The organism is Pseudomonas sp. BN606, assembly GCF_029873115.1.
Taxonomy (GTDB): Bacteria; Pseudomonadota; Gammaproteobacteria; order Pseudomonadales; family Pseudomonadaceae; genus Metapseudomonas.
Map to the genome: position 1 here is coordinate 1 of NZ_SSOF01000044.1, position 12,859 is coordinate 12,859.

At 66.1% G+C, this 12,859-nt stretch carries 8 protein-coding genes; 1 reads left to right on the forward strand and 7 read right to left on the reverse strand.

From position 1 onward, the window contains the following. Positions 1–19: 19 nt before the first annotated feature. The 3 genes from E8E75_RS06540 to E8E75_RS06550 form a co-directional block, all read right to left on the reverse strand. A complete protein-coding gene (locus tag E8E75_RS06540) occupies positions 20–1,858 on the reverse strand; it encodes an amidohydrolase (protein ID WP_280358365.1) in 1,839 nt (612 codons plus the stop codon). A gap of 156 nt (positions 1,859–2,014) precedes the next feature. Further along, the gene (locus tag E8E75_RS06545; protein ID WP_120655059.1) at positions 2,015–2,572 is read right to left on the reverse strand and encodes an antibiotic biosynthesis monooxygenase; all 558 of its coding nucleotides are present in this window, start codon (positions 2,570–2,572) and stop codon (positions 2,015–2,017) included. Between the two features lie 65 nt (positions 2,573–2,637). Then, a complete protein-coding gene (locus tag E8E75_RS06550) occupies positions 2,638–3,282 on the reverse strand; it encodes a hydrolase (protein ID WP_120655060.1) in 645 nt (214 codons plus the stop codon). 158 nt (positions 3,283–3,440) lie between these two features. Between E8E75_RS06550 and E8E75_RS06555 the strand changes: the two genes are divergently transcribed. Further along, complete coding sequence (locus E8E75_RS06555; RefSeq protein WP_153918297.1) at positions 3,441–4,346, forward strand: LysR family transcriptional regulator; 906 nt, start codon at positions 3,441–3,443, stop codon at positions 4,344–4,346. A 35-nt stretch (positions 4,347–4,381) separates the two neighbouring features. On the opposite strand, the gene E8E75_RS06560 is transcribed toward E8E75_RS06555, so the two are convergent. From E8E75_RS06560 to E8E75_RS06575, 4 genes are all read right to left on the reverse strand, one after another. Next, a complete protein-coding gene (locus E8E75_RS06560) occupies positions 4,382–5,875 on the reverse strand; it encodes a DUF4157 domain-containing protein (RefSeq protein WP_218584158.1) in 1,494 nt (497 codons plus the stop codon). Positions 5,876–5,962: 87 nt separating this feature from the next. Beyond that, positions 5,963–6,775, reverse strand: coding sequence for a hypothetical protein (locus E8E75_RS06565; RefSeq protein WP_153918299.1), 813 nt, complete (start codon positions 6,773–6,775; stop codon positions 5,963–5,965). 45 nt (positions 6,776–6,820) lie between these two features. Next, positions 6,821–7,849 carry a DUF4157 domain-containing protein gene (locus tag E8E75_RS06570; RefSeq protein WP_178123461.1) on the reverse strand — a complete coding sequence of 343 codons (1,029 nt, stop codon included), beginning with the start codon at positions 7,847–7,849 and terminating at the stop codon, positions 6,821–6,823. A gap of 260 nt (positions 7,850–8,109) precedes the next feature. Continuing rightward, entirely contained in the window at positions 8,110–12,849 is a 4,740-nt protein-coding gene (locus tag E8E75_RS06575; RefSeq protein ID WP_153918303.1) for a DUF6519 domain-containing protein, read from the reverse strand. Between the last annotated feature and the right edge of the window lie 10 nt (positions 12,850–12,859).

Below are 12,859 nucleotides of genomic sequence, written 5' to 3' on the forward strand. Positions count from 1 at the left end.
TCGCCCCCTCAAGGAACCATCAGAAGGCAAAGCAGGAGCAGCCCAGTGCCCCCCAGAAGCCCTGGAAGTCGCTCACCGGCACGCTCGACTGCCGTGCCCGCTCGTGGCTGTGGGCGTGCACCGTGCAGGCGCCGACGCACTGGTGCACCTGGGCGGCGAGCGGCGCGGCGGGCTTCCAGTGGCCGGGGACCTTGGCCACCGGCGACCACTCCGGCAGCACCGGCAGCTGCGGCGGACCGAGCTTGTCGAACTCGCCGGCGGCGTAGACCACCTTGCCGTCGACCACGGTCAGCACCGACTCGATCCACTTGATGGCCTCGTCCTCGACGCTGAAGAAGTCCGCCGACAAGGCGGCGAGGTCGGCCAGTTGGCCCACCTTGATCTGCCCCTTCTTGCCCTGCTCGCTGGAGAACCAGGCGCTGCCGTGGGTGAAGAGTTGCAGCGCGGTGTCGCGCGACAGGCCCTGGGGATAAAGCTCCAGGCCGCCGACGGTGCGGCCGCTGACCAGCCAGTACAGCGAGGTCCAGGGGTTGTAGCTGGAGACGCGGGTGGCGTCGGTGCCGGCGCCCACCGGCACGCCTTCGGCCAACATGCGCTGGATCGGCGGAGTCTGCTCGGCCGCCTTGGCGCCGTAGCGGTCGACGAAGTACTCGCCCTGGAAGGCCATGCGGTCCTGGATGGCGATGCCGCCGCCCAAGGCACGCACTCGCTCGATGTTCTTCGGCGAGATGGTTTCGGCGTGGTCGAAGAACCACGGCAGGCCGTTGAACGGAATGTCGCGGTTGACCTTCTCAAACACATCCAGCATGCGCGAGATGGATTCGTCGTAGGTGGCGTGCAGGCGGAACGGCCAGCGCTGCTCCACCAGGTGGCGCACCACCGGCTCCAGCTCCTGCTCCATGGTCTGCGGCAGGTCCGGGCGCGGTTCGAGGAAGTCCTCGAAGTCGGCCGCGGAGAACACCAGCATCTCGCCGGCGCCGTTGTGGCGCAGGAAGTCATTGCCCTGGCCGGGCTTGACCACCTTGCTCCAGTTCTGGAAGTCGGTGAGCTCTTCCTTGGGTTTCTGGGTGAACAGGTTGTAGGCGATGCGCACGCTGAGCTGGCCCTGCCTGGCCAGTTCCTCGATCACCTGGTAGTCGTCCGGGTAGTTCTGGTAGCCGCCGCCGGCGTCGATGGCGCTGGTCAGGCCGAGGCGGTTGAGCTCGCGCATGAACTGGCGGGTGGAGTTGACCTGGTACTCCAGCGGCAACTTCGGCCCCTTGGCCAGGGTGGCGTAGAGGATGGTGGCGTTGGGCCGGGCGATCAGCATGCCGGTGGGGTTGCCGCTGCCGTCGCGCTGGATTTCGCCACCCGGCGGGTTGGGCGTGTCCTTGGTGTAGCCGACCGCCTTCAGCGCGGCGCGGTTGAGCAGCGCGCGGTCGTAGAGGTGGAGGAGGAACACCGGGGTGTCCGGCGCTGCGCGGTTGATTTCCTCCAGGGTCGGCATGCGTTTTTCGGCGAACTGGAACTCGTTCCAGCCACCGACCACGCGTACCCACTGCGGAGAGGGGGTTCGGTCGGCCTGGTCCTTGAGCATGCGCAGCGCGTCGGCCACCGAGGGCACGCCTTCCCAGCGCAGTTCCAGGTTGTAGTTGAGGCCGCCGCGGATCAGGTGCAGGTGCGAGTCGTTGAGGCCGGGGATCACCGTGCGCTGCTTGAGGTCGATGACCTGGGTGGCGTCGCCGCGATGGGCCATGGCCTCGGCATCGCTGCCGACGGCGAGAAAGCGCCCGTCCTTGATGGCCACGGCGCTGGCGGTGGGCTTTTCGCGGTCGACCGTGTGCAGGCGGCCATTGAACAGGATCAGGTCGGCGGACATGGAACCCCCTGAAGTAGCGGCATGGGCGACGCCTGCGGCGCCGGTGAAGGGTAGTGCGGACCAGAGTGCGCCAGCAGCACCGAGCACGGAGCTGGCGGCGAGGAACTGGCGGCGGCTATTGCTGGATGGGTCTTCGCTCATGGAGCCCTCCCTGGATCAGTGTTGGTTCAGCCAGCCGGAGAAGAAACGCGTTACCGGAGGCATGAAAAGATAGACAACCAGCAGCACTATGCTGGCGGTAATCACCACGTTGCTGGCCACGTAGCCGCCAAGCCAGGGCTGCAGCCTGAACAGCGGCTGCCAGAGCAGCGGCACCAGCAGGGCCAGCGGCAGGATCACCAGGAAGGTGACGCAGGCCTGTTTCCAGCGCGGCGGTTGTGGCGCGTCGGCGCTTGCCGGGGTGAACCAGAATTCGCGTTCGGGGTTGATCTCCACCTGGTCGCCATCGGCCAGCAGGTGACTGACTTCCTCTACCAGTTGGCGACGGTCGGTGGATTCGAGCCAGGCCTGGAGCTGGGTGGTATTGGCGAAGCGCAGGACGCAGGTGAACAGGTGCAGGCCATCCTTGCGATCCCGCACCACATCGATGCCGAGGTGGCCGGGATAACCCTTGGCGATGCCGATGATGCGGCGCAGCCAGTTTTCGTACTCCTGTTCCCGGCCTTCCTTGACCTGATGGCGGATCAGCAGGGTGACGATGTCGTCAGTGGTCATGGCGGGGTGCTCCGTGCAAGGCGTGGAAGAAGGCCGGGGGCGTTACCCGCCGCCGGCCTTGCGGTTTACTTCACCTGGCGCTGGGGCGCCTTGTGCACCAGGGTGTAGGCGTAGTCCACGCCCATGCCGTAGGCGCCGCTGTGCTCCTGCACGAGGCCGATGACGGCGTCGTAGGTTTCCTTCTTCGACCAGTCGCGCTGGTACTCGAGCAGGACCTGCTGCCAGGTCACCGGGATGGCGCCGGCCTGGATCATGCGTTGCACCGACATGTCATGGGCTTCCTTGGAGGTGCCGCCGGAAGCGTCGGTGACGATGTACACCTCGTAGCCGGCTTCGATGGCTTCCAGTGCGGGGAAGGTCAGGCAGACCTCGGTCCAGAGTGCGGCCATGATCAGTTTCTTGCGGCCGGTGGCTTTCACGGCTGCAACGAATTTCTCGTCTTCCCAGGAGTTCATCGAGGTGCGCTCGATGGGTTGCTGGCCCGGGAACACACCGAGCAGTTCCGGCCAGATGTAGCCGCTGAAGCTTTCGGTCTCGACGCTGGTGAGGATGGTCGGAACGTTGAAGATCTTGGCGCTCTTGGCAAGGGCCACGGTGTTGTTCTTCAGTTGCTGGCGGTCGATGGACTGCACGCCAAAGGCCATTTGCGGCTGGTGGTCGATCAGGATCAGGGCGGAGTTGGTCGGGTTCAGCAGTTCGCGGATGGACATGGCATTTCTCCTGAAGCGTGAGTTGTGTGATTTCTTCCTGGCCGGTGCCTCTGTCTGTGAGGCTGTTTGGTTCCGACTTGGGATAAATTCTGATCGCGCCCATAAAGAGAAACAATTAGGCATAATTGAACTTCATTGATTCTGAATTGGAGACATTGATGGACAGGGTCGAGTGCATGCGCGCCTTTATCGAAACCGTGCGCAGCAATGGTTTCGCGGCGGCGGCGCGGGCGCTGGACTTGCCACGCTCGACGGTGAGCAAGCAGGTGCAGGCGCTGGAGGAAGCCATCGGCGTGCAATTGCTGGTGCGCACGACGCGCAGCCTGCACCTGACGGAGGCGGGGACGGAGTACTTCGAATCAGCGCGGGACCTGCTGGCGGCCCTGGACGAGGCCGAGCAGCGGGCGCGAGATGGGGTGGGGGAGTTGCGTGGGGTGTTGCGGGTGAATGCGCCCATGTCCTTCGGGCTGCGCAAACTGGGGCCGCTGATCCCGCTGTTCCATGAGCGGAATCCGCAGATCGAACTGCAACTGGTGCTCAGCGACCAGCAGGTGGACCCGGTGCGTGGTGGCTTCGACGTGACCATCCGGATTGCCAGCCTGGCGGACTCGTCCATGGTTGCCCGCACCATCGCACCGGCGCCACGCCTGCTGGTGGCTTCACCGACCTATCTGGAAAAGGCCGGGATACCGCATTCGCCGGAAGACCTCGCCAGCCACGCCTTCCTCGGCTACGGCTACCTGCAGAGCGGTGTCAGCCTGGCCCTCAGCAATGGCGAGGAAACCCGCCGCGTGCAACTGAAGGGACCACTCCAGGCCAACAACGGCGACTTCCTCGCCCAGGTGGCCGAGGCCGGCATGGGCATTGCCCTGCTGCCGAGCTTCATCGTCGACGAAGCCCTGGCCGCCGGCCGGCTGGTGACGCTGCTCTGCGAATGGCAGGCACCCCCCATCAGCATCAACGCGGTATATCCCTCGGCCCGACGCATGCCGCAGAAGACCCGCGCCTTCATCGATTTCCTGGTGGAAGAGATGGGCAAGGTGAATGAGCGAGTGGCGTGTTGATGACCTGTCACAACCGTTGCGGCTGATTTCGCACGTCAGGGGGAGGGGCCTTCGAGCATCTCGTCGACCAGGTGCTCGGGGTCTTCTTCGAAGTCGAGGTAACCCTGTTCGGCCAGCAGGCTGAAGAAGGCGGCGGGTGAACCGTTGACCAGCGCTTCGGCGTCCAGCGGCGGCTCTTCGGTGATGGCGCGGTCGCGATTGAGCTCGGCGATCACTTCGCGTACCAGGCTGGCGGCGGTGGGGTAGCTGCTGATGGGGCGGGCGTGGGAGGCGATCAGGGTGTCGAAATCCTCGCCTTCGATCACGCTGCTGAAGTACAGGCCGAGGGCGATGGTGTCGGCGCGCGCTCCGGCGGGCATGTGGCTGAGGTTCCAGTTGGACACTTCCAGCAAGGTTTCGGCATAGAGGACAGGGCGCACCAGGATTGCTGTGGCCAGGCCGCTGACGATGCCGCCAAGGCTTTCCATGCCTTCAGCCACGGCTACGAGGCCTGCCGCCATCTGGTCGGCCAGGTCGCGCATCAACAAGGCGTAGCTGCGGACCGAGCAGTAGGCGCCACAACCCGCGGCGATGGCCACTTCGATGGCAATGGCGATGCGGCGCACCAGTTGTTCGGCAGCGATCACGCCCGCCTCGGTGGCGCCTCGAGCAATCAGGAAACGCAACAGCGCCTGCTGTGCCGCACGACCCGACGCCGTGCGGATCGGGATGAAACCAACGCGTCCATGGACGACGAAACCGAGGATGGTCTTGACCGAGTTCAGGACGGAGTAGCTCCGGAAAGCATTCTGGAAGGTACGGAATCGTGCGTTCCCCCGCGCCCGGCCGTAGCTTTCCCGGTACTCCTCCCAGACAGCGCCGAGGAACATCTCGGTGATGTCCCGCCAGATGGCCGGCGGCACGCCGAGTTCGCACAGGGCGAAGCAAAGCAGCAGGCCGGGCTCCTGGCCGACGATCTCGGGCGTGAGCTCCTCGTCGCCGGGATCGCGACGCAGGACCGCGCCAGCGGTACCGCGCTGTTGCACCACATGGGTCAGCTCATGGGCCAGCAAGTGCTGGCCTTCGCGTGATGCCGGGGCGAATTGTCCGGCATCGAAAACGATGTCCTGGCCGACCGTATAGGCATGGGCATTGACCTCTCGCGCCGAACGTTGAGCGGCCATGTCGGTATGCACGCGGACGCCGGAGAAGTCGCGCCCGAAGCGCGGCTCGAAGTAGGCGCGGGTGGTGCGGTCGAGTGGCTGCCCGGAGGCGTTCAGCACTGCATCCACGCTGGCCGGGGCCGGGAGCTCGGCCCCACCGCCCAAGGCCGACGGCTGCAGGCGCACCCTGGGGCGGTCGTCGCCCTGCGGCGCGGTGCTGACCGTGCCGCTGGGCGTTCCCATCACCTGATCGGCCATGGCGTCGGCCTCGCGCTCGGCGGCATCTTCGCGTGCGCCGATCTTCAGGCGGGACTTGGGCTGACAGCGCGGACAACCACCCCCGCAGGCGCAGGAGGACCGCCCCGGCGCGAGGGGGGACCTGGACAACACCGGTGCCGGAGCGTGGCTGCCTGTGCCCGGTTGGCGTGGCCTGGCCTGGAGAAGGCTGGCTGGGCTCCTCATCACGGTGACCGCCTAGAAGCACGATCTGCCGGTGTCGGTATCGCGCCAGATGTGCGCGGCAAAGAAGGCGTAGGCATCCGGATTATCCATGCGGCCCGCGGTGGTCTGGCCGGCCGGGGCGGCCGTGTTGCCCGTGGGGTACTGCGCGCTCCCACGGTTTGGCGGGTGCGCCCCGGCCACGCCGATACCGACATCGTGGGCGCCTTCGTGGATGAGGATGATGGCGCGGCAGGTCGGCGACAGTTCCCAGAACGGCCGGCACACATGGACCAGGTCGTCGGCCTCGATCCAGAACGCCTGTTCGCCTTCGCAGATGTTCTGGCTGTTGCAGATGTAGTTGGACACCACCAGTGTGCCGAGAATCTGCCGGTAGTTGTCTTCGATGGTGGCGCGTTGGGCGGCACTGGGTGCGATGAAATGGCGACCGAGTGCGGTCTCGTAGGTGGTGCCGGCGGCCGGGGCGGCGCCCAGGGCACGGCGGGCGGCACCGACGAATTCGCGGGCGCGCTGGCGGGCGGTTTCCAAGCGCTCGTTGGCGTCGGTGATTCCGGTGATGCGCTCGCTGCAGTCGCGATAAGCAGGAGTGGCCGCTGGTTCGGCAAGGGCTTCGGCCTGGTCGGCGACCGGTGCCTGGTCACCGTCGCGGGCCTGGCGGGGGCCGGCGGGGCGTTTTTCCTCACTGCATTTTGGGCAACTGCCGCCACAGGCGCAGTTCGAGCGCGCGAAGCGGCGTGAGCGCGCAGCGGGCGGTGCGAGGCTCGCCTGGGGTGGTGGTGGGCCTTTGCGCCCGCGCAGCGCGGCCTCTTCCTGCAAGGTATTGAACATGTCGATTGCCCTCCTTCGCGGACAGGCGGTGGGACGGTGCTTCGCTCAGGGGCACTTGGTCGAATCGCAAGGGTTGGTGTCCCAGTTGGGGTTGCCGGTCTTCTTGCGGTGGCAGCACAGGTCGGACAGTACGGAGCTGTCGTAGCTCACCGTGACGGTGGTGACACCTATCCGGGTGTGGTAGTTGAGGTCGCGCATCGAGGTGCCGTTGCCGACATGCACGCACGCGTGCGACCCGGTATTGAGCAAGCCTTCGTGGATCGCCTGGATGCCCTTGAAGAAAATCGCGTAATTCATGGTGCCGGCCCCGCTCTTCGAATAGCGGGCGCCCTTGCCGGTCTTCGCCACCGGATCGGTGAGGTTGCCGAGGCGGACGTTCTCCGAGTCGGTGTAGCCCAGGCCCTCCAGACGCTTGACCTTGGCATTCTTGACACGGTCGGTGAGACCGATGCCGAGCATGGTGGAGCCGCCGACGATGGACAGCTTCACATCCGGCAGGACCTTGCTCGACTTGCTGCTGTACTTGGCCACCAGGTTGCCACTGGGCATTCGCGGTTCCGGTTGCCCGGCTGCCTTGGCGTCGGCCTTGTGGCCGGTGTCCACCACCGCCTTGTCGAAGTGGATGCTGATGCTCTCGATCCAGGGCTGCTTCTTCGAATCGGTGAGGGTTTCGTTCGCCGCGTCGAAGGCGATGGTGTCCGGTCCCTTGCTGCGGTAGCGGGACAGGCTTCGCGCAGCGCCGGAGGAGGGTGCGCCACGTTGCTGGATGACATGGGTGAGCTCATGGGCGATCAGGTGCTGTCCGGACCAGGTATCGGGGGTGTACCGGCCTGCGCCAAAGACGATATCGCGGCCCACCGCGTAGGCATCGGCCCCCACCTCGTGGGCCGAACGCTCGGCCTGGCTTCCCCGGTGTACCCGGACATCCGCAAAGGGATGGCCGAAGCGCTGCTCCATATTGGCACGCAATCCCGGCTCAAGTGCCTGGCCCGGGCTGGCGAGGGTCTGCTCGACGCTTTCTGGCGCGGTCTGCGTCTCGCCTCCGGATGTGCCGCCATGACGCTGGATCTGCATGGGTGCTGCGCCAACGCCATTTGATGCTGTGTGTGCCATAACGGTGGCCGCGACCCGGTCAGCCTCCTGTTCGTGACTGTCCCCGGGTTCGCTGATGGTGAGCTTTCCAGCGCCACTGCAGCGCGGGCAACCACCGCCACAGGCACAGGACGAGCCTGACGGCTGCCGTGCAACGACTGGCTGCGGCGCGGCAGCGGCGACGGCTGCCGGCACGCGCTGAGGCCGGAGATTTTCGTGCTGGGTCCTGTACATGGCCGGAGTCACTTGGGTTTGCGTGGCGCAGGTTTCTTCGCCGAGGTGCTCTTGGCCGTGGCCTTCTTCACGGCGGCCGTGCGGGAGGTGGTTTCCTTGGCTGCCAGCGTACGGCCCTTGTCGGTGGGGGTATTGGCGAGCAGTGCCTTGGCTCGCTCGCGCAAGCGGCTGGCTGCCGTGCGGTCGCCGAGTACTTCGATCAATCGAGCGTTGCTGGCTTCGACGATGCCTTCGACGTCGATGATGTCGCTCTTGGCCAGTTGCTTGCGTGTCGCATCGTCCAGTTCGAGTTTGTCCAGCGGGGTACGCACGGTTGGCCGCGGCGGTTGTTCCGGTTCCGGCTTGGGTTCGGGCGAAGGCGTGGTCGGGCGGGTACCGAAAATCACGGTGCCTTCGCTGATCACCGACCTGGGCACCACCTGCACGGGCACCGCGAGGGTGCTCTGCAGTCGGGCGCCGGGATCGAAGCGCAGCTCGCTGCTGTCGCGCAGCACTTCCCTGCCGGCGGCATCGGCGACGCGGGCGACCAGCTTGCCTTCTTTGGCCAGCCTGGCGGTCTGTGTCGAGTCGAAGGTGGCGCTGAAATAGCCGTTGGCGTCGGTTACGCCCACGGTTTCCGTCGCCGTGCCGCTGCTGCGCAACAGTTCGACCCGGTAGCCGGCCAGGCCCTGGCCGCGATCGTTGACCAGTCGCCCGCTGTAGCTGGAGCCGCCTTCTGGCTGCTCGACCTCTTTGAACGCCAGGGTTTCCGCCCCCGTGGCCAGTAGGCGGCTGGCGAGTGCGCCGTTTTGTGCCCGGGCCTCCAGGGTCTCGCTGGTTGGGTTGTCGGCGCCATGCTTGGCGCGCATCCGCGCCGCTTCGAACTGGTAGGCCTTTGCGGTCGCTACCTGGGTGGTGTTGATGTGTTGCAGGGCGCTGGCGGTGCTCTGCTGTGACAGGCTGGAAGCTTCGGCCGAGGTAAAGGCGTCCGAAGATACCGTGCCTCCCAACTGACCCGCATCGGCGGCCAGCACCGTAACGAGGAACTGCCAGACGGCCGAGGGCTGGGAGAACAGCTTGCGGCACACGTCTATGTCGAGCACCTGGTTTGGCTGGTCAAGGGTGGGCAACGACGTGGTACCGGCCGGTGGCAGGGCAACGATGCAATGGTCCGCCTGGTTCATGGTGGTGAGGTTCATGCGAATGCCAATGCTCAGCAGGGACAGCGTCCTCGTGGCGTCTTCGCGCAGGCGTGACGAGGTGGCCCGCACGGTATCGGCCATCAACAGGGCGTTGGCGAAGAAGGGATTGCCCCGGTACACGGCCGACGTATTGGAGGCATAGCCCAGATCATCCACCGACAGCAGCATCTGCGAGGTGATGGAGCGGTTGGGCAGCCCCAGACGAATGTAGTTGTCGTCGAACAGCGTTTCGCCACCAGGCAGCGATTGTTCGGCGGCGACGGCGAAACGCCGATTGCCGGCACCGGTGGGCTCGAAGGCCATGTAGGCCCCCATGACCCGCGCCAGCAGGCGATGAATGCCGCCCAGGTTGAGAATCAACACAGCACCCACGGCCGTATCGAGGAAGCCGAACAGGCCGGTGAACTCACTGTTGAAATGGTTGTTGGCCACCGAGACCGGGCCGAAGGCGAAGGCGGTCAGGGCGCGTCCGGCCGGTTGGTCGACGCGGTTGTCATGCACCCGCAGAGCGGGTTTGGCGCCGCTGGAGGTGGACAGCTCGCGGGTCAAGGAACCGGCGAAACGCACATAGATCCCGCCCCGGATTCCGGCCTTGCGGGCGCGCTCGTAGTCTTCGGTACTGGCGCCGTTGACGTTCAGGGCATTGCCCGTGATGTCGAGATTGTCGCCGTAGCCGACAAACACCCCGCAGACCGGGTCGGCGGCGCGCGGGCCGTTGTCGTGGATCTGGTTGTCACTGATCCGCACGCCTTCCGCCACCGCCAGGGAGATGCCGCCGCGGCCAATGCCCTGGGCATCCGCCAGCATTGCCTCGGTGAACGGGTTGCGCAGGTTGTGGTGCAGGCGGTTGCCGAGAATCGCCAGTTCGCGCACGGGGTCGGTGCCGCGCAGCAGCGGCGTCAGCGCGAGATTGAGCAGAGCGGCGTCGAGGTAGGCGAGCAAGGCGGCTTTCGGGTCGTTGGTCGGGATGGGGCGGTCCGAACCCTTGAGATTGGCTCCCCGGCGCGCTGCGAAACCAATGCCTGAAAGGCCCATCATCGAGATGTCGTTGCCTTCGATGCTCAGTTCATGGAGGAAGCCGCGTGCGCTGCCGGAGGTGCGGGCAGCGAGGGTCACCACAGTGAGCGGGCGGCCGTTGTCGCGGGCTTCGGCAATGCGCAGTACCTGGTATCGCGGCGACACGTCCAGGCCATAGCGGCCGGGTGCGGTCTTGATGCTGGCCATGCCTTGCTCGTCGCTACGGTCGCTGGCGAGGGTGGCAGACTCCAGATAAAGGTCGACATCGGCCAGGGGCTTGCCCTGTTCGTCCTGAACCAGGGCGAGGAAGGGACCGTCGCTGGTGACATTGACGCTGGGCGCCGGGGCGGGTTCGGTTGGCTCGCCGGGGGTGGAGGACTCGTCGGGGTCGAGGTCACCGCCCAGGGTGATGCCGTTGCCGCCACCGCCGACGATCCGGTTTTCCAGGATGCGCACTCGCTCGGAGCCGGCGCGTACATGGATGCCGCCAAGGGCGCGATAGGGCTGAACCGGCAGCAGTTGCACCGGCAGGAAGGTCCACACGGCGAAGGCGTACTGCAGCACCAGTAGCGGGTACAGGTAGAGGATCTCCGGCTTGGCGCAAGGGTCGGCCGGGTCGCGGTTCGGGTCGTCGTCAGGCTCTTGCGGGTCTTCAGGCGTTCGTTCGGTAAAGGGCAGCAGCACCAGGGTGTTACGTTCCACCAGCACGTCATCGGCGGCCAGGGACAAAGTTGCGCGGCCATCGGCGGTGTCCAGCAGGTGCAGGCGGTTGTCGGCGATCACCAGGCCACTGGCATTGCCGGCGCGAATGGCGTTGTGTCGTGCGATCACCCGGTTGCCGTGTACACGTACGTCCCGGCAGCCGTCTTCGCGACTGCCATCGATGCGCAGGGCGATACCGTCGTAGGTCACCAGGTCGAGGTCGCAGATCTCCACGCCTATGCAGTCGATCAGATGCAGCAGTGGTTGGCTGCGGGTTTCCAGGCGCGGCAGGACAAGGGTGCGCCAGCGGCAACCATGGATCTTCACGTTGCGCCGGCCTTCCAGCCGCAGGTTGGTGTGGTGCACGCCGGGGAGCAGGCAGAGTTCTCCGCCGGCCGCTGGTAGGTGGATTGCCGCTTCTTCGAGTGAATTGAAGTCACCAAAACTTCTGACACCATCGCCCACCAGGAAGGTGCAGCAGATCTTCTGGTTGGTCAGAGGGCGGAAGCGCTTGCGACAGTCTTCGATGCTGCCGGAAATTTCGGTATTGCGACGACCGGTCCAGTTTATCTCCGCCAGGGGCACGCGGTGATAGACGATGCCGACGGGCGCGGCGTGATCGAGCAGCACCGGCGGATTGCCGAGTTCGCCCGCGCGCACGTTGAAGGTCCAGTAGTCACCCGGTCGGTAGTGGCCGGCGGTACCGAACGCCAGGCGAATGCCGTCGCGGAGCTCTTTCGGGTTGGCGACTTCCGGGTAGTCCTGGATTTCCCCCAGACCGTTCCACAGGCGGAAGAACACCGGCGCGGTGGTGCCTGGCAGGGTGCCGAAGGCGGCCGGGGCTTCGAGTTCCAGGTCGTGGTCGGTGTTCAGGCGCGCCATGCTGCCGTAGACCACAACCCAGGTGCCTGCCAGCTCGTCGTACTGCAGTGCCTCCAGGTAGAACTCGGTCAGGCCCGAGTTGACGATGGCCGCGCGGCCGGCATCGATGATCACCCGGTCAGGATCGCTACTGGCATCGAAGCGGCCACGCCCGGCGAGTCCGCCGTTCCATTGGCTCCACTTGAAGCGCACCGGAACCCCCTCCGGGGCATCGGCGATTTCGATGCGATACAGGCAATGCTCGAAGCCGGTGTAGCCGCCACCGCCGACCACCGGACACTCACCCACCAGGTTGAGCACAGGTGCCAGGGTGGCACTCAACCGCCCTTTGCTGGCGGGAGAATCGCGCAGGCGGGCAAGGATGCTGCTGCAGTCTTCCCCCTGGGCCAGGCGCAGCAAGCGCAGGCGGAAGTTGACGAAGGCGCGCTCGGAGGTGTCCGGCCCACCCAGCGCGGGCTCGAGCAGCCGCTGCGGATACTGGAACGCGTGCAGGGCCTCTTCCGAGACTTCGAGGATCACCGCATCGCGGATGCCGTCGGTGATCTGGCCGGTCGTTGGCATGGGCGTGGCCAGGGGCGGGCCGATGTAGGTGGCTTGGCGAGTCACCAGCGCCAGAGGATCTGGTGCGAGCCCCGGCAAGCGCGTGAGGATGCCGTCGACCCAGGCACGGCCGGGGTGCAGGCGCAGATGCACCGTGCCGTCCGTTACCGCCGCGGCTTCCACGCGGAATCCCTCAGGTTCGCTGGCCGGAACCGCACAGATGCCGGCACCGAGGATGTCGCGTCCGGCCTGGCCATTCCACGCCAGTTCCAGCAGCTCGCCTTCGGTGAAGTCGGCGTCCAGGCTCACGCGGCCTTGCTGGTGCAGCACGCCGCTGAGGTTTCGCAGCACGCCCTGGGCCGGCGGATTTACGCCGTTTTCGTGCTGGTGGGGGTCGAAGTTCAGTACCGAGAAATCGCCTTGCATGGCTCCCCCT